At 68.5% G+C, this 24,540-nt stretch carries 21 protein-coding genes; 6 read left to right on the top strand and 15 right to left on the bottom strand.

The features are described 5' to 3' along the window. Positions 1-143 precede the first annotated feature (143 nt). From AAG565_RS08695 to AAG565_RS08635, 13 genes are all read right to left on the bottom strand, one after another. A complete protein-coding gene (locus AAG565_RS08695; protein WP_348819188.1) occupies positions 144-923 on the bottom strand; it encodes an ABC transporter ATP-binding protein in 780 nt (259 codons plus the stop codon). Beyond that, positions 920-1,732, bottom strand: coding sequence for an ABC transporter permease subunit (locus AAG565_RS08690; protein ID WP_348819187.1), 813 nt, complete (start codon positions 1,730-1,732; stop codon positions 920-922). The genes AAG565_RS08695 and AAG565_RS08690 overlap by 4 nt, the downstream gene beginning before the upstream one ends. Continuing rightward, entirely contained in the window at positions 1,729-2,652 is a 924-nt protein-coding gene (locus AAG565_RS08685; RefSeq protein ID WP_348819186.1) for an ABC transporter permease subunit, read from the bottom strand. Before AAG565_RS08685 ends, AAG565_RS08690 begins: the two co-directional genes overlap by 4 nt. Then, positions 2,652-4,217 carry a peptide ABC transporter substrate-binding protein gene (locus AAG565_RS08680; protein WP_348819185.1) on the bottom strand — a complete coding sequence of 522 codons (1,566 nt, stop codon included), beginning with the start codon at positions 4,215-4,217 and terminating at the stop codon, positions 2,652-2,654. Before AAG565_RS08680 ends, AAG565_RS08685 begins: the two co-directional genes overlap by 1 nt. Positions 4,218-4,221: 4 nt before the next feature. Further along, the gene (locus AAG565_RS08675; protein WP_348819184.1) at positions 4,222-5,118 is read right to left on the bottom strand and encodes an EamA family transporter; all 897 of its coding nucleotides are present in this window, start codon (positions 5,116-5,118) and stop codon (positions 4,222-4,224) included. Positions 5,119-5,131: 13 nt separating this feature from the next. Beyond that, a complete protein-coding gene (locus AAG565_RS08670) occupies positions 5,132-6,469 on the bottom strand; it encodes a tetratricopeptide repeat protein (RefSeq protein WP_348819183.1) in 1,338 nt (445 codons plus the stop codon). Next, complete coding sequence (locus AAG565_RS08665; protein ID WP_348819182.1) at positions 6,469-7,095, bottom strand: energy transducer TonB; 627 nt, start codon at positions 7,093-7,095, stop codon at positions 6,469-6,471. The genes AAG565_RS08670 and AAG565_RS08665 overlap by 1 nt, the downstream gene beginning before the upstream one ends. Continuing rightward, complete coding sequence (locus tag AAG565_RS08660) at positions 7,095-7,505, bottom strand: biopolymer transporter ExbD (protein ID WP_348819181.1); 411 nt, start codon at positions 7,503-7,505, stop codon at positions 7,095-7,097. Before AAG565_RS08660 ends, AAG565_RS08665 begins: the two co-directional genes overlap by 1 nt. 12 nt (positions 7,506-7,517) lie before the next feature. Continuing rightward, complete coding sequence (locus AAG565_RS08655; protein WP_348819180.1) at positions 7,518-8,042, bottom strand: MotA/TolQ/ExbB proton channel family protein; 525 nt, start codon at positions 8,040-8,042, stop codon at positions 7,518-7,520. Next, the gene (locus AAG565_RS08650; RefSeq protein WP_348819179.1) at positions 8,026-9,399 is read right to left on the bottom strand and encodes a MotA/TolQ/ExbB proton channel family protein; all 1,374 of its coding nucleotides are present in this window, start codon (positions 9,397-9,399) and stop codon (positions 8,026-8,028) included. The genes AAG565_RS08655 and AAG565_RS08650 overlap by 17 nt, the downstream gene beginning before the upstream one ends. A gap of 1 nt (position 9,400) precedes the next feature. After that, the gene (locus AAG565_RS08645; RefSeq protein ID WP_348819178.1) at positions 9,401-10,174 is read right to left on the bottom strand and encodes a DUF3450 domain-containing protein; all 774 of its coding nucleotides are present in this window, start codon (positions 10,172-10,174) and stop codon (positions 9,401-9,403) included. A gap of 445 nt (positions 10,175-10,619) precedes the next feature. Continuing rightward, on the bottom strand, positions 10,620-12,419 hold the full coding sequence (locus AAG565_RS08640) for an acyl-CoA dehydrogenase C-terminal domain-containing protein (protein ID WP_348819177.1): 1,800 nt from the start codon (positions 12,417-12,419) through the stop codon (positions 10,620-10,622). An 80-nt stretch (positions 12,420-12,499) separates the two neighbouring features. Then, the gene (locus tag AAG565_RS08635) at positions 12,500-12,781 is read right to left on the bottom strand and encodes a hypothetical protein (RefSeq protein WP_348819176.1); all 282 of its coding nucleotides are present in this window, start codon (positions 12,779-12,781) and stop codon (positions 12,500-12,502) included. Positions 12,782-12,885: 104 nt separating this feature from the next. Between AAG565_RS08635 and AAG565_RS08630 the strand changes: the two genes are divergently transcribed. The 4 genes from AAG565_RS08630 to AAG565_RS08615 are packed head-to-tail and all read left to right on the top strand — an operon-like array spanning position 12,886 to position 17,150. Beyond that, positions 12,886-13,488, top strand: coding sequence for a DUF2946 family protein (locus tag AAG565_RS08630; RefSeq protein ID WP_348819175.1), 603 nt, complete (start codon positions 12,886-12,888; stop codon positions 13,486-13,488). A gap of 39 nt (positions 13,489-13,527) precedes the next feature. Next, positions 13,528-14,904 carry a wax ester/triacylglycerol synthase family O-acyltransferase gene (locus AAG565_RS08625; RefSeq protein WP_348819174.1) on the top strand — a complete coding sequence of 459 codons (1,377 nt, stop codon included), beginning with the start codon at positions 13,528-13,530 and terminating at the stop codon, positions 14,902-14,904. 4 nt (positions 14,905-14,908) lie between these two features. Then, positions 14,909-15,439 carry a nuclear transport factor 2 family protein gene (locus tag AAG565_RS08620; RefSeq protein ID WP_348819173.1) on the top strand — a complete coding sequence of 177 codons (531 nt, stop codon included), beginning with the start codon at positions 14,909-14,911 and terminating at the stop codon, positions 15,437-15,439. Between the two features lie 58 nt (positions 15,440-15,497). After that, a complete protein-coding gene (locus AAG565_RS08615) occupies positions 15,498-17,150 on the top strand; it encodes a hypothetical protein (protein ID WP_348819172.1) in 1,653 nt (550 codons plus the stop codon). A 10-nt stretch (positions 17,151-17,160) separates the two neighbouring features. Here the strand turns inward: AAG565_RS08615 and AAG565_RS08610 are convergent, their stop codons facing one another. After that, complete coding sequence (locus AAG565_RS08610) at positions 17,161-17,946, bottom strand: DUF3014 domain-containing protein (RefSeq protein WP_348819171.1); 786 nt, start codon at positions 17,944-17,946, stop codon at positions 17,161-17,163. Between the two features lie 190 nt (positions 17,947-18,136). On the opposite strand from AAG565_RS08610, the gene AAG565_RS08605 reads away from it, so the two are divergent. Further along, a complete protein-coding gene (locus AAG565_RS08605; RefSeq protein WP_348819170.1) occupies positions 18,137-19,519 on the top strand; it encodes a cytochrome P450 in 1,383 nt (460 codons plus the stop codon). A gap of 63 nt (positions 19,520-19,582) precedes the next feature. Here AAG565_RS08605 and AAG565_RS08600 read toward each other — a convergent pair whose 3' ends face one another. After that, positions 19,583-19,795, bottom strand: coding sequence for a cold-shock protein (locus AAG565_RS08600; RefSeq protein ID WP_348819169.1), 213 nt, complete (start codon positions 19,793-19,795; stop codon positions 19,583-19,585). Between the two features lie 311 nt (positions 19,796-20,106). Here AAG565_RS08600 and AAG565_RS08595 point away from each other — a divergent pair, with 311 nt between their 5' ends. Next, the gene (locus AAG565_RS08595) at positions 20,107-24,420 is read left to right on the top strand and encodes a DEAD/DEAH box helicase (protein ID WP_348819168.1); all 4,314 of its coding nucleotides are present in this window, start codon (positions 20,107-20,109) and stop codon (positions 24,418-24,420) included. Positions 24,421-24,540 lie beyond the last annotated feature (120 nt).

The raw sequence follows: 24,540 nt of genomic DNA, 5'->3' as shown, positions 1-24,540 counted from the left end.
ATTTCTCCCCCGACCGAACACGCGGCCGCAGATTACCGGCCGCTGTCACGACGCTGACGCGAGCGGAGATGCCCGACGCCAATCAATGCTTTGGACAGATTATGGAGGAATTGCTTGAAGGCGCAACAGCCCCGGGCGATCCCTCAGCGACGGCGCGGGTCGGCAGCCGCCAGCAGCACGCGGGTATAGGGATGCCGCGCGTCGTCCAGGATCCGCACGAGCGGACCGCGCTCGACCAGGCGGCCGGCCTGCAATACCGCGAGGTCGTCGCACAGCTCGGCGACGACGCCCAGGTCATGCGAGATCAGCAGCAAGGCCAGACCGAAGTCGCGGCGCAGCGCACGCAGCAGATCGAGCAGCTGCGCCTGCGTGGTGGCATCGAGCGCGGTGGTCGGCTCGTCGGCGACCAGCAGCCGGGGCTGCGCCGCCAGCGCGAGCGCGATCGCCACGCGCTGGCACTGGCCGCCGGACAGTTCGTGCGGAAACTGCCGCAGGCGGCGCGACGCGTCACCGAGCCGCACCGCGTCGAGCAGGCGCAGGCTCTCGGCCCGCGACTGCGCGCGCGTGAGCCGGCGGTGGACTTCGAGCACCTCGCCGATCTGCGAACCGATGCGCAGATGCGGCGTCAGGCTCGCGGACGGATTCTGGAACACCGCGGCGATGCGGCTGCCGCGCCAGCGCCGGCGCGCAGCCTCCGGCTGGCTCAGCAGATCCTCGCCCTCGAACAGGATGCGGCCGCCGAGCGTCGCGCCGCGCGGGCTCAGGCCCAGAACCGCACGCGCCGTCTGCGACTTGCCGGAACCCGACTCGCCGACCAGCCCCAGCGCGCCGGCCGCGGCCAGCTCGAAATCGATCGCATCAACCACCGTGCGGTTGCCGAACTGCACCCGCAGCCCGATGGCCTGCAGCAGTGGCTCCGTCACGGAACGGCTCCGCGCGCCCGCAGACCGTCACCGAGCAGGTGCAGGCACAGCAGCGTGACCGCGAGGAAGCCGGCCGGGAACGCCAGCGCCCAGGGTGTCTGCTCCATGTCGCGCGCGCCGTCGTTGATCAGTGCGCCCCAGCTGGTCATCGGCTCCTGCACACCCAGGCCGAGGAAGCTCAGGAAGGACTCGATCAGAATCACCTGCGGCACGGTCAGGGCCGCGCAGGCGATCACGGTCGGCAGCAGATTTGGCACGATGTGGCGGAGAATGACCGCGCGATGCGGCGCGCCGCACAGCTGCGCGGCGAGCACGAAGCTGCGTGTGCGCAGCGCCAGGGTCTGGCCGCGCACGATACGCGCCATGTCGAGCCAGTTGACCAGGCCGATGGCGACGAACACCAGGACGATGTGGCGGCCGAACGCGACCATCAGCAGGATCACGATGAACATGAACGGCAGCGCGTACAGCACATCGACCGCGCGCATCATCCAGGCATCGACGCGCCCGCCGAAGTAGCCGGCCACCGCGCCCCAGGCGACACCGACCAGCACCGACACCAGCGTCGCCGACAGACCCACCAGCAGCGACACGCGCCCGCCGGCGAGCGTGCGCACGAACACGTCGCGGCCGAGGCTGTCGGTGCCGAACCAGTGCGCCGCCGCCAGCCGCGGCGGCGCGCTCCATGCACCGGAGAAGTCGATCGCATCGACCGCATGTGGACTGAACCAGGGGCCGATCAGCGTCGCCAGCGCGATCAGGCCGAGCACGGCGAGGGCCATGCGCACCGTGCGCGGCCAGCGGCTCATCGGCTGCGGATCCGCGGGTCGAGCAGCCCGTAGAGCAGATCGACCAGCAGGTTGAACAGCACGATCAGCGCGCCATAGACCAGCACGACGCCCAGCACCAGCGTGTAGTCGCGGTTCAATGCGCCCTGCACGAAATAGCGGCCGACGCCGGGGATGCCGAACACCTGCTCGACGACCACCGATCCGGTGATCAGTCCGGCAGCGGCGGGGCCGAGGTAGGACAGCACCGGCAACAGCGCCGGCGGCAGCGCATGGCGGAGCAGGATCCGCGCCGGCGGCAGGCCGCGCGCGCGCGCGGCGAGGACGAAGCCGGAATCCAGGACACCGATCAGGCCGCTGCGCGTCAGCCGCGCGACGTAGGCCAGTTGCGGAAGTGCCAGCGCGACGACCGGCAGTACCAGGTCGCCGGCCGCGCCGCGCTGCCAGCCGCCGGCCGGCAACCAGCCCAGCCCCAGCGCGAACAGCAGGATCAGCAGCGGCGCGACGACGAAGTTGGGCAGCGCCAGTCCGGTCATGGCCAGCGCCGACACCAGACGATCCACCCCGCTTCCGGCACGGACCGCAGCGAGCGCGCCCAGGCCGACGCCGAGCAGCAGTGCCAGCAGCAGGGCCAGCGTGCCGAGCAGCGCCGACACCGGCAGACCGGCACCGATCAGCTCGGCGACCTGGTAGCCGTCGTACTGGAACGACGGGCCCAGATCGCCGCGCAGCACGCCGACGAGATAGCGGGTGTACTGCGCGGCCAGCGGCTCGTCGAGATGGTAGCGCTGCGCGATCGCCGCCTCGATGCGCGGCGGCAGCGCGCGCTCGCGGTCCAGCGGCCCGCCCGGCGCCGCGCGCAGCAGGAAGAAACTCAGTGTCAGCAGCACGAACAGCGTCAGCAGTCCGGCTGCGAGGCGGCGCACGGTCGCGTAGGCCATCAGTGCAGGGACAGATCTTTGCTGTAGTGGTAATCGAGCACGTTGTCGGTCCAGCCGCGCACACGCGGGCTGACCAGATGCTTGGACACGTAGAAGTAGATCGGAATGACGGGCACCTCGGCAAGGATCTTCGCTTCGGCCTGTGCCAGCAGCGGCGCGCGCTGGCCCGGATCGACCATCGCGGACGCACGTTCGAGCAGCGTGTCGTACGACGGATCGGACCAGCCGCTGTCGTTCTTGCCGTGCGCGCTGTGCAGGATCCCGAGAAAGCTCAGCGGGTCGTTGAAGTCGGCCATCCACGCAGCGCGAAACACCTGCGTGTCGCGGCGCAGGCGCCGGTTGTACAGGAAGACCTTGAACTCCTCGTTGTGCAGGTGCGCGCGCACGCCCAGCGTCTGTTTCCACATCGCGGCGATCACGGTGGCGACACGGCGATGGCTCTCGTGCGTGTTGTAACGGATCTCGACGTCGAGCGGCGCAGCCTGCGTGTAACCGGCTGCGTGATACAGCGCGCGCGCCTCCGCGACCCGGCGCTCGTAGGGCCAGTCGGCCCAGGCCGGACGCTGCGGCTCGTGGCCCGCCGTGCCGGGCGGCACCCATCCATGGGCAGGCAGCGCCAGGCCGCCGAGCACCCGGGTGGCAATCAGTTCGCGGTCGATGACCATCGACAGGGCCTGGCGCAGCTGCGGACGGCCCCTGAACGGCGCGCGCGTCAGGTTCAGTCCGTAGAAGTACACGCCCAGATACGGTGCCACGCGCAGCTGACCGGGCAGCTCGCGGCGGATCCGTTCCGCCTGCCCCGGCGGAATCTCGTAGGTGATGTCCAGTTCGCCCGCGCGGTACCGCTTGTATTCCGAGTGGAGGTCCTCGGTGGTCAGGTAACGCACGCGCTCGATGGCGGTGCGCGCGGCGTTCCAGTAGTGCGGATTGCGCACGAGGTCGATGTGCGACTGCACGACCCAGTCCTCGAGGCGGTAGGCGCCGTTGCCGACCAGCCGCCCCGGCCGCGCGAAACCGTCACCATGGCGGCGCAGACTCGGCGCGTGGACCGGGAACGCCAGCGGCTGCGCGAGTACGCCGAGCAGGTAGGTCGCCGGCGCTTCCAGCTCGATCTGCAGTGTCTGCGCATCCAGCGCGCGCACGGCCAGCTGCTCCGGTGGCAGGCGCCCATCGGCGATGGCCGCGGCGTGGCGGATCGGCCGCAGCAGCTGCGCCGACGGCGCACCGGTCGCCGGCGTCACGGCACGGCGCAGTCCGGTCACGAAATCGTCGGCAGTCAGCGCATCGCCGTTGGACCAGCGTGCGTGATCGCGCAGCCGGAACGTGTAGAGGCGGCCGTCCGCGCTGATGGTCCAGCCGGAGGCCGCCGCCGGCCGCGGCCGGCCGTCGGCACCGATCGCCGTCAGCCCCTCGAACAGATCGCGCAGGACGTTGCCCGCACTCACACCCTCGGCACGCTGCGGATCGAGCGTCTCCGGCTCCGGTCCGTTGCCGATGCGCAGCGGCGGGCTGGCCTGCGCCGGCAGCCCACAGGCCAGCAGCACCGCGAGCACGAACCCGCGCATCGCCTCAGCCCGGCTTGCGGCGCGCGGCGACCGTCACCAGCGCGACGCCCGCGAGCACGATCAGCGTGCCGAGGACCTGCGCCGGCTGCATGTGCTCGTCGAGCAGCCACCAGCCGAGCAGCGCCGCGATCGCCGGATTGACATAGGCATAGGTGCCGAGCTGTGCCGGCGTGACCTCGTGGACCAGCCAGAAGTAGGCCCCGTAGGCGAGGCAGGATCCGAACAGCGCGAGATAGACCAGCGCCGACAGCGACGGGAATGTCGGCTGCCAGCGCGCCGCATCGCCCAGCGCCAGTCCGAGCGCCGTCATGATCACGCCGGTGATCAGCATCTGCAGCGCAGCGACCATCAGCGGCGCACAGCCCAGCGGATTGCGCCGCGACAGCACCGAGCCGCCCGCCCACAGCACCGGCGACAGCAGCAGCGCGGCGTAGGCATACCAAGGTGCGAGCTGGCGCGTCAGGCCCGCACCGACCAGCAGCGCGACGCCGCCGAAACCGAGCAGCAGACCGGCCAGCGTCAGCGCCGAGAAGCGCTCGCCGCTTGCGCCCCAGGTGCCGAACCAGGCCATCCACAGCGCCGAGGTGGCGACGATCAGCGCGGTCTGGTTCGACTCGACCCAGGTCTCGGCCCAGGTCACCAGGCCATTGGCGCCGACCAGCATCATCAGCGCGGTCAGGCCGATGATCGCCCAGTCATGCGCGCTGCGTGGCAGGCGCGCACCGCGCCACCAGGCATAGACCAGCATCAGGGGGGCGGCGATCAGGAAACGGACGCCGGCGAACAGCACCGGCGGCAGGTCGGCGACGCCGACGCGGATCGCCAGATAGGTCGATCCCCAGACCAGGTACACCGTCGCGAAGGCCGCGACGAGCTGCAGGGAGCGGGCCGAGGACGCCACGCGCGCGGACCGATCAGTTCTTGGCCGCGTCCTCGGCCTTCTGTTCCTTGGCCTCCGCCGCCGCCAGCGCCGCCTGCGCCTCGGCTTCCTCGACCTGCGCGATGTGATTGAGCCACTGCGTCGCCGCGTTGCGGCTGTCGTCATAGGTCTGCGCCTTGCGCAGCGTCTCGACCGCACGCTTGCGGTTGCCGGACTGGAACGCCGCCACGCCTTCGAGATAGGCCGCATCGCCCATCTTCTTGACGCCCTTGGCCTGCGCCTTGGCCAGTGCATCGAGCGCGTCCTTCCAGCGCTCGTCCTCGACGTAGATCTGGCCGAGGCGATAGTAGATCTCGCCCCCTTCCGCGATTGCCGCGGCGCGTTTGAGCACGGCTTCGGCCTTCTCGTAGTCGCGCGCCATCGTCCAGGCGTCGCCGGTCAGCTGCAGCGTCTTCTCATCCTCCTTGAGGATCTTCTGCTGCAGGCCGCGTTCGAGGATCTGCGCCGCCTTGTACGGGATGTCCAGCAGCAGGTAGATGTTGGCGAGGTTGCGCACCTCGGGCTCGGTGGTCAGGAAGCCCTGGCGGTCGGCCAGCGCCAGCACGGCCAGCGACTCCTTGTCCTTCTGGATCTCGAACAGGATGCTGGACAGCTGCTTCCAGTAGTCCTTCTTGGTCGGCGCGACCGAGATCAGCTGCAGCAGGACTTCTGCGCACTGCGGGAACTGCTTGAGCTCGTAGTGCAGCGCCAGCTTGAGCTGCAGCCAGGACTCCTTGGGCTCCTTGACCTTCGACAGGGCCTTGTCCACCTGCGGCAGCGCATCGCGGTAGCGCTTGCGGTCCGAATACGCGCTCGCCAGCAGGATGTGCGCGTCCGCCACCGGCTCGACGGTCGCCTCGCGGAAGTACAGCTCCATCCGCTCGATCGCCTTGTCGGTCTGGCCGTCCTGGAAATACAGCTGCGCGATGTTGTACAGCATCTGCTCGTAGGGCTGCTGCGGCAGCGCGTCGAGTTTGAGCGCGTCCTCGAACGCGGCGATCGCGGCCTTGTAGTTGTTCTGCGAGATGTAGATGAACGCCATCGTCTGGCGCACGACCGCGCGCTCGTAGTCGTTGCCGACGCGCTCCAGCAGCGCCTTGGACTTCTCCAGCGCCTCGTCGTTCTTGTTCTTGCCGATCAGATCGTGGATGCGCTCGAGCTGGCGGTAGGTGCCTTCGGACAGGGTGCCGGAGGCCTTGCGCTGCTTCTTGGGCGCTTCCTTCGCCGCGTCCTGCGCGTGCACGGCCGTCACCGGCGCCGCGAGCAGCGCGGCGGCGGCGAGCAGCGCCGCCAGCACGGGCTTGAACATCGTCGTCTGCAGTAGCGGCTTCATCACTGTTCGCCCAGCTTGAACTTGACGGTATAGACGCCGTTGGTTTCCTGCGGCTTGCCGTCCACCACCTTCGGGCGGAACCGCCCCTTGTAGGCCGCGGACACCGCGGCGGACTCGAAATAGCCGCGCGGCTTGGCGCTCTTGACGCGCGCCGACTTGACCGTGCCGTCGGGCCCGACCGTGATCTCCAGCGTCACCTCGCCCTCGATGCCGTCGCGCATCGCCTGGCGTGGATACTGCGGCGCGATGCGCACCAGCGGGATCAGCTCGGCGTCGCCCTGCACATCGCCCGCCGAGAACGTGCCGAGGAACGGCCCGCCGGTGATCGTGCTCGGCAGGTTCATCTTGGGGACGTTGAACGGCGTCGGCGCCATGTCCGGCTTGGCCTGCGCCTGTACCTTCATCTGCGGCGGCGGCGGCTGCTTGGGCGGCGGCGGCTTCTCCGGCTTGCTGCGCGTACGCGTCTCGACCTGCGAATCGCGCTTGAGGCGGACGAAGTCGATCACCGCATTCGAGCCATCCTTCTTCAGCGCGCCGGTCTGCCCCATGATCAGCAGGTGCATCACCCAGAACAGCGCAAACGCGATCAGCGCCGCCAGGGCGACGGCGAGCCCGGTGCGCTTCATCAGCCGCCTCCGCCCTGGTCGGCCGCGATCGAGACGTTGAACACGCCGGCGAGCCGGACCTGGTCCATGACCTCGACCAGGATGCCGGTCTGCGAGGACTTGTCGGCGATGATCACCACCGAACCCTCCGGGTTCTCGGCGTGCAGGCGCTCGACCGTGGCGCGCACCGCGCGCTGATCGACGACCTTCTTGTCGATCCAGATCTCGCCGTTGGGCCGGATGGCGATGAGGATGTTGCCGCGCTCCTTGCGTTCGGCGGTCTTCGCGCTGGGCCGGCTGACATCGATGCCCGCCTCCTTGACGAAGGACGTGGTGACGATGAAGAAGATCAGCAGGATGAAGGACATGTCCAGCATCGGCGTCAGGTCGATCTGGGCGTCTTCGTCGGTGCCGCGGTGCCTACGGGCCATGGATGTCACACCTTAATGCGTGATCATGTGGTCGTTGAGGCGGCTGGTTTCCTGTGCCAGCACCTTTTCGAACCACAGGATCGGATAAAGACCGGAAATCGAAACCACCATGCCGGCCATCGTCGGGATGGTGGCCGCCGATACGCCCGACGCCATCGCGCGGGCATTGCCGCTGCCGAGCGTCGCCATCACGTCGAACACCTGGATCATGCCGGTGACGGTGCCGAGCAGGCCGATCAGCGAGGCCAGCGCCACCACGGCCTTGATCAGGCCGAGGCTGCCGCGGATCTGGCGCGTGGCCTCCGACAGCAGCTTGCGCTTGACCTGGCGTGCGTACCACGACGAGTGGTCACTGCGCGCGTCCCATTCCGACTGGATGCGCGCGACCAGGCCGGGCAGCTCGCGCCGGCAGAACAGCCAGCGTTCCATGATCAGGATCCACAGCAGGAACGCCGCGCCGAGCAGCACGCGCACGACCGGACCCCCGACTTCGAGGAGGTCGCGGACGTCCGCGAACAGGTCAAGCGGTCCGGCCATTCTGCTTCTCGGCGTGCTCCGCGATGATGCCCGCGGCCTCTTCGTCGAGGATCTGGACGATGTTCTTGCTGCGCCCGGACAGGAAGGAATGGATCAGCACCATCGGAATGGCAACGATCAGGCCCTGCACGGTGGTCACGAGCGCCTGCGAAATGCCGCCGGCCATGATCTTCGGGTCGCCGGTGCCGAACAGCGTGATCTGCTGGAAGGTCAGGATCATGCCGGTGACGGTACCGAGCAGGCCCATCAGCGGACCGACCGCGGCGATCAGCTTGAGCGCCGGCAGCCACTTCTCCAGGTCCGGCATCTCCTTGAGCACGGCCTCGTCGAGACGCAGCTGCAGGGTGTCGTGATCGACCTTGGGGTCCTTGAAATAGATGTTCAGCACGCGCCCCAGCGGATTGTCGTCGCGCGGATTGCTCGCATCCTTGCGCTGCGCGTTGACCTGCGCGCCGACCTTGCTGAGCACGGCGAAGCGGATCGCCGCCATGATCAGGCCGATCGCCCCGATGGCCAGGATCAGATAGCCGACGAGTCCGCCGAACTTGATCTGCTCACCGAGCTTGGGCGTCTGCACGAGGATCGACAGCAGCGTGCCGCGCGTCGGGTCGATGGTGGCCGGGTGCATGCCCGAGGTCTCGTCGAGCAGGTTGACGTTGCGCTTGACGAAGCGCGAGGCCGGCTGACGCCCGAGCACGGCGAACTCCTTCTCGCCGGGCAGGTAATTGACGAAGCCATCCTGGGTCGCCGCGGTGAAGCCGCCGACGCGCACGACCGGACGGACTTCTTCCTTGCCGTCGCCGCTGATCACCTTGGCCTGGAACTTGACGACGCGGCCGGTCTCCGTCATCTCGCGCTGCATCTCGAACCAGAAGCGCTCGAGCTCCTCGATCGACGCCAGCGACTTCGATTCCGACAGCTTGCGCGCGAACGCCTCACGATCCGGGTACTGCGCCGAGATCATCGAGTTGTAGGACACCGAAGCGAAGTCGCCGGCGACCTGCCGCACCACGCCGAACATCTCGCCGAGGTTGCCGAGCTTGGCGTCGAGCGCCGCCTGCAGCTCAGTGAGCTTCTTCTCGTTGGCGTCGAACTGCGCGGACAGCGCGTTGGCCCGCGCGTTCTCGCGTGCCAGCTCGCCCTTGGCCTCGGCCAGCATCGCGGCGCGATTGTTGCGCTCCTGCTGGAACTTGTTGATGCGCGCCTGGTTCTGCTCGGCCTCGCGGGCGCGTGCGGTGCGCGTCTGTTCGAGCAGCTGGTCGAGGCTGGATGCCTGCGCGAAGGCCGCGAGCGGCGCGGCGGCAGCGGCAGCGAGGATCACCGGGCCCAGCAGGCCCTTCAGGGTGTGGCGCAGCATGTTACTTGGCCTCCTTGGGAGCGCTCACGGGAACGGTCAGCAGGTCGGGCGCGGCCTGCTTCCTGGCAATCTTCAAACCGGCCTTGATCGCATCACCGTAGCCGTTGTCCTTGACCCACTGCTTCTTCTCGACATCCCAGTAGCCGGACTCGGCGCCGTCGAGGGTCTGGTACATCAGCGACACGCGGCCGGCGCGCAGCACGTCAACGGTCTTTTCACCGATCTTGCCCTGGTAGGTCTCCAGGGTGCGGCCGTACTCCATCTCGACCTGGTAGGCCTCGACGATGCGGCGGAACTTCTCGGCGATCGACACGTCGGCGCGCGCCATCATGTCCTTGAGATCGGCGATGCGGCGCGCACGCTCGTCGGGCAGGAACGGCATGTCGAGCTTCACGAATTCTTCGAGCGTGGCGAGCATCTTCTGCATGAACGGCACGATCTCGCGGGCGGTCGTCTCGATCTCGACGACCTGCTTCTGGATGGTCTGCATCTCCTCCAGCTGCGACTTCAGGGTCTGCTCCAGCTGCGCGTTGTAGCGGCGCAGGCTGGCGGTCTCCTGGATCGTCGCGCGGTACTCGGCCACCGCCTGGCGCGTCTCGTCGTCGAGCTGATTGATGCGCCCCTGGGTCTGCTGCGCGGCCTGCTCCGCCGCGACCTGTTCGTTGACCGCCCGCGTCACCGTCGATTGGGCGAATGCGAATGACGTGACGAGCAGACCGGCAACGGCCCATCCGCTGCGAGCCAGGATCGCAGCTCGAAACAGGCTCTCGGACATGTGTGCCTTCCTATGACTGGGGAATGGGTAACGAAAGCGAGCCGCGACGCGGTCGGCGCCCGGCTCTCGACAAGAGCCGCGGATAGTAGCACCAAGGGCCGGCGGCCCGGCAACGGGAGTTTCCCCCAAACCCGTACAGGGCTGGATCAAAACAAAGGCGAGCCGGAGCTCGCCTTGAAATTCCCTCCCGGGGGCCGGGGAGTGCGGATCGGGACGCCCTCGTCATTCAGATCGCGGCAGGGTGTCCGCGCGGCATCCCCCGATGTCACAGCTCGAGCAACCCTGCGGGTCCGTCCGGGACCTTGAGACTGGCGCTTTGCCGCGTCCTGCGTTGCGCCCGCCGGTGCTGCCTGGGAGCACTGTAGGCAAACGCCGGCGCCGAAGGAACCTAGCCGATCGGCTAGCTTGCGCCGCGCGCCGAACTGTGGCAGGGCGTGGCCGCCGGTCAGAACATCGCCTCGTCGAAGGCCATCAGCGCCTGGCTGCCGGCGCGCGCCTGCGCGATCAACGCGGCGGACTCCGGATAGAGCTTGGCGAAGTAGAAGCGCGCAGTGGCGATCTTGGCCTTGTAGAAGGGATCGTCGGCCGTGGCCGGATCGGCGAGCTTGCGCATCGCCACGCCGGCGGCACCGCACCAGGCGAACGAGAACACCAGATGACCGATGGTGCGCAGATACGGCACGGCCGCCGCACCGACCTCGTCGGGATTCTTCATCGCCTTCTGGCCGATCTCCATCGTCAGGCGCTGCACCTCGCTCTGCAGCGCATTGAACGGCGCCAGGAACTCCTGCATCTGCGGCATCTCGCCGAACGGCTTGAGCGCCTCCTGCATGGCCTTGCCGAACTTCATCAGCTTGGCGCCCATGTCGCCGAGCACCTTGCGGCCGAGCAGATCCAGCGCCTGGATGGTGTTGGTGCCCTCGTAGATCATGTTGATGCGCGCGTCGCGCACGTGCTGCTCCAGGCCCCATTCGCGGATGTAGCCGTGGCCGCCGAGCACCTGCATCGCCAGCGTCGTCGATTCGTAACCGTTGTCGGTGATGAAACCCTTGATCACCGGCGTCAACAGCGCGACCAGGTCGGCGTTGTCCTTGCGCACCCTCTCGTCGGGGTGCTTGTGCTCGCGGTCGATGGCCAGGCCCGCCCAGTACGAGAACGCGCGCGCCGCTTCGACATAGGCCTTCTGCGTCAGCAGCATGCGACGCACGTCCGGGTGCACGATGATCGGATCGGCCGGCTTGTCCTTGAGCTTGGGCCCGGTCAGCGAACGCGACTGCAGGCGTTCCTTCGCGTAGGCCAGCGAGTTCTGGTAGGCCACTTCGGCCAGACCCACCGACTGCATGCCCACGCCCAGGCGCGCCGAGTTCATCATCACGAACATGGCATTCAGACCCTTGTTCGGCGCCCCGACCATCGTGCCGATCGCGCCGTCGAAGTTCATCACGCAGGTGGCGTTGCCGTGGATGCCCATCTTGTGCTCGATCGAACCGCACTTGACCGCGTTGCGCTGCCCCGGCTCACCGCGGGCGTCCGGCAGGAACTTGGGCACGATGAACAGCGAGATCCCCTTGGTGCCCATCGGTGCATCCGGCAGGCGTGCCAGCACCAGGTGGATGATGTTCTTGGAGAGGTCGTGTTCGCCGGCGGAGATGAAGATCTTGGTGCCGGTAATCGCGTAGGTGCCATCGCCGCGCGGCTCGGCGCGCGTCTTGAGGATGCCCAGGTCGGTCCCGGCGTGGGCCTCGGTCAGGCACATCGTGCCAGTCCATTCGCCGGACACCAGCTTGGTCAGATAGATCTTCTTCTGTTCCGGCGTGCCGAAGGCGTGCAGCGCGTTGTAGGCGCCGTGCGACAGGCCCGGATACATGCTCCAGGCCTGGTTCGCCGAGTTCATCATCTCCATGAAGGCACTGTGGATCACGTGCGGCAGGCCCTGCCCGCCGAACTCGGGATCCATGCCCAGCGCGCCCCAGCCGCCCTCGACGAACTTCGCGTAGGCCTCCTTGAAACCGGTCGGCGTGGTGACGACGCCATCGCCCTGGTAGGTGCAGCCCTCGCGGTCGCCGACCTGATTCAGCGGAAACAGCACCTCCGCGCAGAACCTGCCGCCCTCCTCGAGCACCGAGTCGATGGTCGCGGCGTCGATGTCGGCGTGCTGGGGGATCTCGCGCAGTTCGCGCTCGACGTTGAGCAGCTCGTGCAGGACGAAGCGCATGTCGCGCAGCGGCGGGGTGTAGGTCGGCATGAGTCACTCCTCGGAACGGGTGGTCGTGAGGCCACCCTAGGGTAACGCATGCCCGACGCCGCGGCGCGCGTGCAGCGGCCTCAGAATGGTTCCGCCGGCGCCTCGTCGATCGGCAAGTCGAGCTGATCCGGGCGTGCCCAGCCGATCTGGCCGGTGGTCAGCACCAGCACCTGCTGCCGCCAGGAGTAGCCGGACGCGGTCGGACCGATCAGGCGCAGGCCCGAGAGCACCAGCACCGGGCGACCGCGCAATACTTCCCGGCCCTCGGCCAGCTGGGCGTCCGGACGGAAGCGCAGCCGCATACCCGCCGGCCAGTGGCTGGCCGGACGCGATGGGATCTTGAGTGTCGTGCGGTCGGACATCTCGACCTGCCCCCCGAATGCTGTCTTGTGTCTGCGTTTGTAGCGAAATTTCGCAGAACCCGCCAGCATCCGCGCGGGTCCGGGCACTAGGAAATTCTTACCGCATGGAAGACTGGGTCGTCCGCGCGCTGGCGAAATGGCCGAACGTGCCGGCCGTGTACGGCTGGCTCGGCCTCGACCGCCGTGGCCGCTGGCGCCTCCGCGGCGAGCCGATCACGCGGACGCAGATCATCGACGCGATCAACCGCAACTACGCGGCCGACGCGCTAGGGTGCTGGTACTTCCAGAACGGACCGCAGCGCGCCTACGTGCAACTCGAGTATGCGCCGTGGGTGTTGCGTGACGACGGACGCGGCCATCTGGTGACCCACACCGGCCGGGCGGTCGAAAACCTGCGCGCCGCGTATCTCGACGAGGAAGGCGCGGTGCTGCTGGACACCGAGCATGGCCCGGGCCTGATCGACGGCGAGGACCTCGACTGGGTGCTGCAGCGCCTGCGCCTCGGCGACCGCGCAGCCGGCGAGGACGAACTCGCCGCGGCGCTGATGCTGCCGTCGGGTGCGCTCACCGACCTGCGGCTCCAGTGCGGTGCGCGCGCGCTGCCGGTGTTGCGCCTGGATGCGGCGGACGCGCCGGGCCGCCTCGGCTTCGTGCGCGATCCGCAACCCGCTGCGCCGACCGTCGCGCCCCGCGGCACTGCACTATGATCGACCCGGCAGCATCCGCCGCCCCGGGGAGACCAAGCCATGGCCGTCATCAAACGCCTGAATCCGCTCGACTGGACCTTCCTCGCGGCGGAGACGCGCGAGTCGATGATGCACGTCGGCGCGCTGATGCCGTTCACGCCGCCGGCGGACGCGCCGCCCGACCTGTTCCGCCGCCTGATGGACGAGATCCGCGCGGAAGCCAAGGCCTATCCACCGTGGAACCTGAAGCTGCGCCATCCGGGCCTGCTCGCCCACCCGCTGCAATCCTGGGTCGAGGACGAGCATTTCGACGTCGAGTACCACATCCGCCGCTCGGCGCTGCCCAGTCCCGGCGACGAACGCGAGCTGGGCATCCTCGTGTCGCGCCTGCACAGCCACAGCATCGACTTCCACCGCCCGCCGTGGGAGGTGCACTTCATCGAAGGGCTCGAAGGCGGACGCTTCGCGATGTACTTCAAGGTGCATCACGCGCTGGTGGACGGCTACACCGGCATCCGCCTGCTGTCACGCAGCCTGTCGGACGATGCCGGCGACCGTGATAAGCCGATGTTCTTCGCGCTCAAGCCGCCGGCGCGCGAAGCGAAGCCGGCCGGCGGCGCGCCGACCCTCGAACACCTGCTCGGCCTGGTCCGCCAGCAGGCCGGCACGACGCGCAACATCACCCGCGCGCTGTCGCACACGCTCAGCCGCAGGCGCGGCGCTCTGGTCGCGCCGATGCAGGCACCCCGCTCGATCCTCAACAGCAAGATCAGCCGCAACCGGCGCTTCGCCACGCAGCAGTTCGGCGTCGAACGCCTGAAGAAGGTCGCGCATCGCCATGGCGGCACGCTCAACGACCTGGTGCTGGCGCTGTGCGGCGGCGCGCTGCGGCGCCTGCTCGCCGAGCTGGGCGCGCTGCCGGCGCAGCCGCTGACGGCGATGCTGCCGGTCAACATTCGTCCCAAGGACGATCCGGGCGGCGGCAACGCCGTCGGTGCGATCCTCGCGTCGCTGGGCACCGACATCGCCGATCCGGTCGAACGTTTCCGCGCGATCGTCGCCTCGACGCGCGAAGCCAAGGAACAGCTGCAGGGCATGACCGCGGCCGGCATCATGCAGTACAGCTCGCTGCTGATGGCGCCGATGCTGCTGTCGCAGATTCCCGGCGCGGTCGGACGCGTGCGGCCGGCCTTCAACCTGGTCGTCTCCAACGTGCCGGGCCCGAACAAGCCGCTGTATTTCCGCGGCTGCCGCATGGACGCCTATTACCCGCTGTCCATCCCGTTCCACGGCTATGGTCTCAACATCACCGTGGTCAGCTACATCGACACGCTCAACTTCGGCTTCATCGGCTGCCGCGACACCGTGCCGCACCTGCAGCGGCTTGCCGTGTACAGCCGCGACGCGCTCGAAGAACTCGAACAAGCGGGAGCCTGAACCCATGCCGCTGAACCCTGAGCAGGTCGAGGCCCGCGCCCGCGCGATGCAGGACGCCTTCGTCGAGGCGGCGCGACGCAACGAGTGGGAATGGATCGCTGACGCGTTCTACGCCGAGCGCTGCGAGTACGTCTGCGAATACGCCGGCACGATGCTCGTGCGCGCGTCCACGCGCGACGAGATCCGCGCGACACACTACGGCCGCGACATGCGGGTCGGCTGGGAGGGCTGGAGCTTCCCGATCGAGCGCTACGCCACGCACGGCAACCGCATCATCACGCACTGGTGGAACCGCGGCCCTGGACGCCGGCCCGACGGCGGCTACTTCCAGACCCCGGGTGTGTCCTTCATCACCGTCGGCGACGACGGCCTGTTCACGGCCCAGCTCGATCTGTTCGACCTCGCCCACCAGATGCATCTGTGCGACGAGCTGGAGGACGCCGGTCTGCTGTCGCCGCAGCTCAAGCAGAACTGGGTGATCCCGACCAAGCGCCGGCTGATCGAGATGCTGGGCCGCAAGCTGCCCGGAACGTGAACGCTTGTCAGCCTGGCGCCGGCATTCCATGCTGCCATCGACGCACATGGAGGGGGCCATGCCGGAAGCAGCCGAGCCCGATGCACGCGTGGTCAGACACCTGCGGCAGATCCTCGTCTGGCCGCTGCAGCTGATGCCGCTGCGCGAGGACGCGCAGATCCAGAACCACTGGGAACTGCTGGAGCAACCCGCGCCGGACAACCCCTGGCATGCGGTGGCCGACGAGTTCACCGATGATCCCGACGCCTTCCAGGAGCGGCACTACAGCGAATTCGTGACCTTTCTGCCCTACGTGCAGCGCATGCTCTACGGCGAAGGCAAGGGCCGCGCGACCACGCCGGGAGAATCGCCGATCCGCCTGTTTCGGCGCAGCGATGTCGCGGCGCTGCGCGTGACCGCCGCCGGGGACGGCGCGCTTCTGACGCTCAAGGTCGCGCACATCGATCTCTACTTCTTCTACGACCTGGACATCGTGCTGCTGGTCGTCGAGGTCAGCGCCGACGATCTCGGCTACGCCCGTGCCCACGAAGTCCTCTACAGCCTGGGCCGCTCATACCCGACCTACTGGACGCCCGACGGGCTCGGCGGACATTGCCCGCGGCGGGTCGAATGCCTCGATGCCGAAGGACGGGTGCTGGCCGCGTCGGACTTCGGCAACCGCGGGAAATACCTGTCCTACGTCTGCCGCTTCCGCTCGCCGTGCATCGCCTCGCACTGGGAGTTCCTGCTCGACCCGCTGGTGCTGCACCACTCCGACCGCAAGGGCGCGATCCGCTACCGGCTGGTCGAATACCACCGCATGCCGCTGTGCGCCTTCCTGAGCCTCGACGATCCGCGCACACTGACGCGCGCCGATTTCGTGCGCCTGGCCTTCGTCACGCCGCCCGGCCCTTCCGACCAGCTGCCGTTCGGCGAACGCGAACTCTACGAATTCGAGTTCCGTCACTGCCTCGACCGCTACTGGAGCCCGCAGTCCACCGGCCGCGCCGGCACGCGCGTGCTGTGCAGTGGCGAGGCTTTCGTGATGGTCACCGGCGCGACGGACAGCTCGTTCATCGCCGGCGGACCTTCGCTGCTGGAGCAGTTTCGCCACCAGTACTTCCTCGTGTTCCTGATCGCCCACCTGCACAAGGCGGCCCTGTTCATGCTGTCCGACCGCCTGCTGCAGGCGCTCAACCGTCTCGATATCCAGGACGCGGAGACGGTGCGCCGTTTCAAGCGCGACATCCGCGCGCTCAAGGAAATCTTCCTGCGCTTCACGCACCGTTACTGGTTCCACGAAGTCTCCGACCAGGTGCTCGCCAAGGGGCTGTATCGACAGTGCTGCGAGCACCTCGGCACCGAGCGCCTGTACGCGGAACTGCGCGACGAGATCGAGGAGATGAACCGTTATCTGGACAGCGATTCGCTGCGCCGCCAGGCCAACACCGTGCTGCGCCTGACCGTGGTGACGATCTTCGGCCTGATCGGCACGGTCGCCACCGGCTTCCTCGGCATGAACCTGTTCGACCACACGGAAGAAACGGCGCTGCGCCGGCTGCTGTATTTCGCCATCGTGTTCGTGCCGACGATGACGCTGACCCTCTACACGATCGTCAAGTCCAAGCGCCTGTCGGACTTTCTCGACGCGCTGTCGGACGAGCGACTGCCGGCGCGCGCCAAGTTGCGCGCCTTTCTGGCGATCTGGTCGGAACGGCGGCGCCAGGCCTGAGACCGACCCGTCAGCCAGCGAGCAGCGCCGCGCGCAGCTCGCGCAGCTTCGCCTTGACGACCGCCGCGTTGGATGCGCCGATGCGCACCAGCGTCTTCTGCCCCCAGGAGAGGCTTTCGAGCTTGGGGTCGGCGAACTGGTAGAGCACCTTCGGCCGCAGCAGCTCGACCGGTTCCGGCGGTTCCGGCGCATCCAGCAGGTGATCGATGATCGCCAGCAGGCGGTCGTCGAAACGCCGCCCCGGATAGCCGAGTTCCTCGTAGGCGCGCTGGAACAGCGGCGCATAGCGGCGGTAGAAGCGGGCGATGGCCCGCGCATCGGCCGCATCCAGCGCGGAGACATAGGCTTCGTAGCGTTCGGCGTTGCGCGGGCTCAGCAGCAGCGTGTCGCCGACCTTCTCGACGAGCACCCGCCCTTCGACCGGCGGCAGCGGACGCGACTTGGGACGCACCGGATCGGCGTCCAGGCTGTCGATGGTGGCCACCAGCCGCCGCACGATGCGATCGGGAACCAGATAGGCCTCGACCGGCGGCGCACCGAACACCTCGATCAGCGCGCCGCGCACGGACGCGTCGCTGGCCTCCAGCGTGGGCAGCTCCGCCGGCGCGTCCGCTTCGGCAACGGCCGCATCGGACCGTGCCGGCGCCGTGGCGACGGGCGCCGGCTCCGGCGTGGGCAGTGCGGGCACCGGCGCCGACGGCAGCGGCGGCACCGGCGGCCGGGACCAGAAATAAACCGCACCGGCCGTCAACAGCACCAGGCCGATGATCAGGCCCGCCCAGGTCCTCTTGTTCATGTTCCGCCCATGTCCGTAGGTACGCATTGGAGCATCGCAGTGTCCCATAGTTCGGCGGACGCACGGCCGCCGCCGGCGCGGCCTCATCCACTCGGGGGAGTCCGCGGGCGCGACCGGTCTGCTAAAACGCAGCCCCAGCAATTATCGAAATGGCTTCTCGAAATTCGGGAAGCCGAGCCGGAGACCGCCTGTGACCGCCGCAACCGAGACCGTGGCCCCCCACAAGTCCGCGACCAAGGAGACGCCGCGGGTCCCCGGTCTGCCGTTCATCGGCAACCTGGTCGGCATGGCCAAGGACCCGGCCGCGTACTTCGTCGAGTGCTATCGCAAGTATGGCCCGGTGTTCCGCCTCGAGATCCTCGGCAACAAGTACGTGGTCATCGCCGGCATCGAAGCCGCCAACTTCCTCGGCACGCGCGAAGGCAAGGAGTGCCTGCGTTCCAAGGAGTTCTGGGAAGGCCTGGTCGGCGAGTACAAGGCCACGCGCATCCTCACCGGCGAAGACGGCGAGAGCCACAAGGAACTGCGCGACATCATGCGTCGCGGCTACTCCAAGGAGTCGATCAAGGGCCGTTACAACGAGCTGATCGAGATCACCGACCGGGTGCTCGACCGCGACTGGAAGCTCGGCCGCAAGGTGCCGGTCGTCGAGGCGATGCAGTACATGGTCACCGACCAGCTCGGCACGATCCTGACCGGCGCGGCGCCGCTGGAGTACGTCAAGGACATCCGCACGATGATCCTGTACATCCTCAACGTGCTGGTGACGCGCCAGCGGCCGAAGTTCCTGCTGAAGAATCCGCGCTACCAGAAAGCCAAGCTGCGCGTGTTCGAGCTGGGCCAGAAGATGATCGAGCAGGCGCGGGCCCGCTACGGCAAGGTGCCGGAAGACCAGAAGAACCTGATCGACGACATCTTCGCCGCGCACATGGAGACGCCGCACGTCATGCCGGCCTCCGACCTGATCGTGTCGCTGACCGGCCCCTACGTCGCCGGTCTCGACACCGTCGCCAACACCACGGCGGCGATCACCTACACGGTGCTCAAGCACCCCGACGTCAGGGCGCGCGTGCTCAAGGAAGTGGACGAACTGTTCGCCCACGGCGCGATCGAGGAAGAGGACCTGCTCAAGCGCATTCCCTCGCTGCAGGGCGCGATCCTCGAAACCATGCGCCTGTACCCGATCGCGGTCGCGCAGATGCGCACGGCCACCAAGGACTTCGTCTTCGAAGGCCACCAGATCCACGCCGGCGAGATGGTCTATATCGCCACCAGCGTGCCGCACTTCATGGACGAGTATTTCCCCGACGCGCGCAGGTTCGACATCGATCGCTACGCCAAGCCGCGCGCCGAGCACATGCAGCCGGGCGCCTACTCGCCGTTCGGCCGCGGTCCGCACACCTGCCTGGGCAAGAGCCTCGCCGAGATCCAGATCGCGCTGACGATGGCACGGCTGTTCTACAAGCTCGACCTCGAACTCGATCCGCCCAACTACGAACTCAAGACCAAGACCGCACCGACACCCGGCCCGGCCATGGACTTCAAGGTCCGGGTCAAGGGACGCCGTCACTGACGACCGGGCGACGCGCACAAAAAAACCGCGGCGCTGGCCGCGGTTTTTTCATGAAAGAACTGGTCAGAGCGCGCGGATCTGCGTCGCCTGCATGCCCTTGGGGCCGCGCTGCGGCTTGTACTCGACCTTCTGGCCCTCCTTGAGGGTCTTGAAGCCGGTGCCCTGGATTTCCTTGAAGTGCGCGAAGAGATCTTCGCCGCCGTCGGAAGGCGTGATGAAGCCGAAGCCCTTGGTCTCGTTGAACCACTTCACCGTGCCGGTGGAAACGTTGCTCATGAATACATTCCTTGCGTGAATACAGGCAATCCCGCCTGCGGGGTGCAGAGATCAAGGAAGGCATCGGCAAAATCCGGCCGGGATGAACCGGGCGAACCCACGCACGGTGCGCGCTGCTTGAAACGACTGCGGAGCATAAACTACGAGAAACGCCCGGGCTTGTCGAATCCGATACTGCCCGGTGTATCCGGCCTGGGCACGGCGACGACGGGCGTGGCACAGTGCCCGCCCGCGGACCGCCGATCTCCCGCCCGATGCCGTTGCAGCAACACCTCCCCCTGATCGAGAACCGGAACGTCACGGATGGTCCGATGGCCGGGCTGTTCCACCCCGCCGTCGCCGGCTGGTTCAGCGACTGCTTCGGCCAGCCGACCGCGGTCCAGCAGCAGGCCTGGCAGGTCACGGCGCGCCGGCGCAACGCGCTGATCACCGCGCCGACCGGCTCGGGCAAGACGCTGGCCGCCTTCCTCTCGGCGATCAACGACCTCGTCGTCGAAGGCCTCGAAGGCGGGCTCGACGACGCGGTGCACGTCGTCTATGTCTCGCCGCTCAAGGCGCTGTCGAACGACATCCAGAAGAACCTGCAGGCACCGCTCGCCGGCATCCGTGCGCGCGTCAAGGCCATGGGCCTGGGCGACGTCGCGATCCGCGACGCCGTGCGCACCGGCGACACCAGCAGTCTCGAACGCGAGCGCATGCGCCGCGCACCACCGCACATCCTGGTGACGACGCCGGAATCGCTGTTCATCCTGCTGACGTCCGACTCGGGCCGTGACATGCTCCGGACCACGCGCAGCGTGATCATCGACGAACTGCACGCGGTCGCCGGCAACAAGCGTGGCGCCCATCTGGCGCTGAGTCTGGAGCGGCTCGACGCGCTCTGTGAGAAGCCACCATTGCGCATCGGCCTGTCGGCGACGCAGAAGCCGATCGCGACGATGGCCGAACTCCTGGTCGGCACCACCGACCGGCCGTGCGAGATCGTCGATACCGGCCATGTCCGCCAGCGCGACCTCGCGATCGAGATCCCGCGCTCGCCGCTGAGCGCGGTGATGGCCAGCGAGGTGTGGAGCGAAATCTACGACCGCATCGCCGAACTGGTCGCCGCGCACCGCACGACGCTGATCTTCGTCAACCAGCGCCGGCTGGCCGAACGCGCCGCGCGCCATCTGGCCGAGCGCATCGGCGAGGACCACGTCACCTCGCATCACGGCAGCCTCGCGCGCGAGCACCGCCTGCACGCCGAGCAGCGCCTGAAGTCCGGCCAGCTCAAGGCGCTCGTGGCGACCGCGTCGCTGGAACTGGGCATCGACATCGGCGACGTCGATCTGGTCGTCCAGATCGGCTCGCCGCGCTCGATCAACGCCTTGCTGCAGCGTGTCGGCCGCGCCGGTCACGCGGTGCGCGCGATCCCCAAGGGACGGCTGTTCCCGATCTCGCTCGACGATCTGGCGGAGTGCACCGCGCTGCTCGACTGCGCCCGGCGTGGCGAACTCGACCGCATCCATATCCCGCAGGCGCCGCTCGACGTGCTGGCACAACAGATCGTCGCCGAGGCCGCGTGCCGGGAATGGCGCCTCGACGAACTGCACGCGCGCTTCGTGCGCGCCCTGCCGTACCGCGACCTGCCGCTGGCACGCTTCGAGGCGCTGGTGCGCATGCTCGCCGACGGCTACAGCACCCGCCGCGGACGCCGCGGCGCACTCGTGCACTACGACGCCGTCAATCATCGGATCCGCGGACGCCGCGGCGCGAGGCTCGTCGCCGTCACCAATGCCGGCACCATCCCCGACCAGTTCGACTCGGACGTGGTGCTCGCGCCGGAGGACCTGCGCATCGGCACACTCAACGAGGACTTCGCCTTCGAGAGTCTGCCCGGCGACATCGTCCAGCTCGGCAACACCTCGTATCGCATCCTCAAGGTCGAGACCGGCCGCGTCATCGTCGAGGATGCGAAAGGCCAGCCGCCGAACATGCCGTTCTGGTTCGGCGAAGCCCCCGGCCGCAGCGATGAACTGTCGGCCGCACTGTCGCGGCTGCGCGAAACCGCCATGCAACGGCTGCGCGACGGTGTCGCGTCCTGCGCGCACGGGCTGCAGACCGACCTCGGCCTGGCGCCGGCGGCGGCGCAGCAGCTGGCGACCTATTACGGCAGCGCGACGGCTGCGCTCGGCCTGCTGCCGACCCGCGAGCGCATCGTCTTCGAACGCTTCTTCGACGAGGTCGGCGACACGCACCTGGTGATCCACGCGCCGCTGGGCGCGCGCGTGATGCGCGCCTGGGGCCTGGCGCTGCGCAAGCGCTTCTGCCGCCAGTTCAACTTCGAGCTGCAGGCCGCGGCACTGGACGACTCTCTGGTGCTGTCGCTGGGACCCACGCACAGCTTCCCGCTCGAGGACGTAACCCGCTACCTGCATTCCAACAGTGCGCGCGACGTGCTGATCCAGGCGGTGCTGCAGGCGCCGATGTTCCCGACGCGCTGGCGCTGGGTCGCCTCGGTCGCGCTCGCGGTGGCACGCAACCGCAACGGCACGCGCGTGCCGCCGCAGTTCCAGCGCTCGGACGCCGAGGATCTGCTGACGCACGCCTTTCCCGATGCCGTCGCCTGCCAGGACAACCTGCCCGGCGACCGCGAGGTGCCGGACCACCCGCTGGTGCTGCAGGCGCTCACCGACTGCCTGCACGAGGTCATGGACCTCGACGGTTTCCTCGCGCTGCTGCGCCGCATCGAATCCGGTGCGACGCAGATCGTCTGCCGCGACCTGACTGCACCGTCGCCGCTGTCCGAGTCGATCCTCAACGCACGCCCCTACGCCTTCCTCGACGACGGCGCCGCCGAGGAGCGGCGCACGCTCGCCGTCAGGACGCGCGGCGTCCACGAACCGGAAAGCGCCGCGGATCTCGGCCGTCTGGATCCCGACGCGATCGCGCGCGTGCGCGTCGAACTGTGGCCCGAGCCCGCCAACGCCGACGAACTGCACGATGCACTGGTCGTGCACGGTTTCCTCACCGGCGACGAGATGAAGCCTTGGGCGCCGATGATGGATGCGCTGCTCGCCGCGCGGCGCGCGGCCCGGGTGACGGCGCCGGGTTCCGGCGCCATCTGGGTCGCCGCCGAGCGCCTGCGTGAACTGCGCACCGCGCTGCCGGACGCCGAGCTGCACGGCGACGCACCGGCGCTGGGCGCAGCAGTCGATCGGACCACCGCGCTGCGCGAACTGATCCGCAGCCGACTCGAGCTGCTCGGTCCGGTGACCGCTGCCGAGCTCGCCGTGCCGCTCGCGCCGATCGACGCGGCCGAGGTCGAGCAAGCGCTGCTCGCGCTCGAAGCGCAGGGCGCGGTGATGCGCGGCGACTTCACCGGGCACGGTGAACTGGAATGGTGCGAACGGCGGCGCCTCGCGCGCATCCATCGCTACACGCGCGATCGCCGGCGCGCGGAATTCGAGCCGGTGGCCCCGGCGGCGTTCATGCGCTTCCTGCTCGCCTGGCACGGCCTCGCCGGCGGCGAGCAGCGCGAAGGTCCGGTGGCGCTCGAAGCCGTGCTCGCACAGCTCGAAGGCTGTCCGGTCGCGGCCGCAGCCTGGGAAGCGGACGTGCTGCCCGCGCGGCTGCGCCACTACGACCCCGGCTGGCTCGACCAGCTGTGTGCCAGCGGCCGCGTGCTCTGGCAGCGCCCGCCGGACGGCGATGTACGCAAGGCCGCCCCGGTGCGCACGACCCCGATCATGCTGCTGCTGCGCGAGCAGGCCGCACACTGGCAGACACAGGCCGACGCCGAGCCCGAGCTGTCGGCCGCAGCGAGGGCCGTGCTCGGCGTATTGCGTGCACACGGCGCGTCGTTCTTCGTCGATCTGGTCGCCGATACCGGGCTGCTGCGCAGCCAGGTCGAGGAAGCACTCGGCGAACTGGTCAGCCATGGCCTGATCACCGCGGACGGATTCGCCGGCCTGCGCGCGCTGATCGCGCCGGCGGACCTCAAGGCGCGGAGGCTGCGCCGCGGCGGCGTGCGCGCCGCCTTCGAGAACCTGGAAAGCGCCGGGCGCTGGTCGCTGACCCGCGCACGGCGGACAGCGACTCGCGACGATGCCGCGCCGGATGCGGAAGTCGAGTACGTCGCGCGCGTCCTGCTGCGCCGCTACGGCGTCGTGTTCCGCAAGCTGGTCGAGCGCGAGCCGCAATTGCCGCCGTGGCGCGAGCTGCACTACGTGCTGCGCCGGCTCGAAGCGCGCGGCGAGATCCGCGGTGGCCGCTTCGTCAGCGGCTGCGCCGGCGAGCAGTTCGCGCTTGCCGACGCCGCGGCGATGCTGCGCCGCTTCCGCGACGACGCCGATCCGGCCCTGGTCGTCGTCGCCGGCTGCGATCCACTGAACCTCACCGGCACGCTGCTGCCAGGCGAGCGCGTGCCGGCGTTACCCGGCCATCGCGTGCTGCTGCGTGCCGGCGTGCCGGCCGCGGCGCTGGTCGGCGGCGAAGTGCACTACCGGATGGAAGCCGACGCCGCCGCGCACTGGGACTGGCGCAACCGCCTGCTGCGCGGCAATGCATGGAGCGACGTTCTACGCGCGGCGCCCGGCACGCCACGCCTGCCGGGCCGCCGCGGCTTCCGCTATCCGCCGTCCTAAAAGCGAGGTGCGCAAAAAAAGAAGGGTATGAGGAATATCGTGTTGTTGGACGCCCTGCATGCAGATGTTGCGATGTAGTGTAAAATGGGACTATGCTGTTGTTTACGGCATGGACCGATT

Source organism: Fontimonas sp. SYSU GA230001, assembly GCF_040066175.1.
In the GTDB taxonomy this organism is placed as follows: domain Bacteria; phylum Pseudomonadota; class Gammaproteobacteria; order Nevskiales; family Nevskiaceae; genus Solimonas.
Note: the sequence above shows the minus strand (reverse complement) of the source record. Positions and strands in the feature narration are given on the sequence as shown.

Coding starts and splice junctions, on each gene's coding strand:
- AAG565_RS08630 (WP_348819175.1), top strand. CDS start 12,886: ATGGAAGACTGGGTCGTCCGCGCGCTGGCGAAATGGCCGAACGTGCCG.
- AAG565_RS08615 (WP_348819172.1), top strand. CDS start 15,498: ATGCCGGAAGCAGCCGAGCCCGATGCACGCGTGGTCAGACACCTGCGG.
- AAG565_RS08660 (WP_348819181.1), bottom strand. CDS start 7,505: ATGGCCCGTAGGCACCGCGGCACCGACGAAGACGCCCAGATCGACCTG.
- AAG565_RS08655 (WP_348819180.1), bottom strand. CDS start 8,042: ATGGCCGGACCGCTTGACCTGTTCGCGGACGTCCGCGACCTCCTCGAA.
- AAG565_RS08670 (WP_348819183.1), bottom strand. CDS start 6,469: ATGAAGCCGCTACTGCAGACGACGATGTTCAAGCCCGTGCTGGCGGCG.
- AAG565_RS08610 (WP_348819171.1), bottom strand. CDS start 17,946: ATGAACAAGAGGACCTGGGCGGGCCTGATCATCGGCCTGGTGCTGTTG.
- AAG565_RS08645 (WP_348819178.1), bottom strand. CDS start 10,174: ATGTCCGAGAGCCTGTTTCGAGCTGCGATCCTGGCTCGCAGCGGATGG.
- AAG565_RS08650 (WP_348819179.1), bottom strand. CDS start 9,399: ATGCTGCGCCACACCCTGAAGGGCCTGCTGGGCCCGGTGATCCTCGCT.
- AAG565_RS08685 (WP_348819186.1), bottom strand. CDS start 2,652: ATGGCCTACGCGACCGTGCGCCGCCTCGCAGCCGGACTGCTGACGCTG.
- AAG565_RS08595 (WP_348819168.1), top strand. CDS start 20,107: ATGGCCGGGCTGTTCCACCCCGCCGTCGCCGGCTGGTTCAGCGACTGC.
- AAG565_RS08600 (WP_348819169.1), bottom strand. CDS start 19,795: ATGAGCAACGTTTCCACCGGCACGGTGAAGTGGTTCAACGAGACCAAG.
- AAG565_RS08635 (WP_348819176.1), bottom strand. CDS start 12,781: ATGTCCGACCGCACGACACTCAAGATCCCATCGCGTCCGGCCAGCCAC.
- AAG565_RS08690 (WP_348819187.1), bottom strand. CDS start 1,732: ATGAGCCGCTGGCCGCGCACGGTGCGCATGGCCCTCGCCGTGCTCGGC.
- AAG565_RS08665 (WP_348819182.1), bottom strand. CDS start 7,095: ATGAAGCGCACCGGGCTCGCCGTCGCCCTGGCGGCGCTGATCGCGTTT.
- AAG565_RS08680 (WP_348819185.1), bottom strand. CDS start 4,217: ATGCGCGGGTTCGTGCTCGCGGTGCTGCTGGCCTGTGGGCTGCCGGCG.
- AAG565_RS08625 (WP_348819174.1), top strand. CDS start 13,528: ATGGCCGTCATCAAACGCCTGAATCCGCTCGACTGGACCTTCCTCGCG.
- AAG565_RS08640 (WP_348819177.1), bottom strand. CDS start 12,419: ATGCCGACCTACACCCCGCCGCTGCGCGACATGCGCTTCGTCCTGCAC.
- AAG565_RS08620 (WP_348819173.1), top strand. CDS start 14,909: ATGCCGCTGAACCCTGAGCAGGTCGAGGCCCGCGCCCGCGCGATGCAG.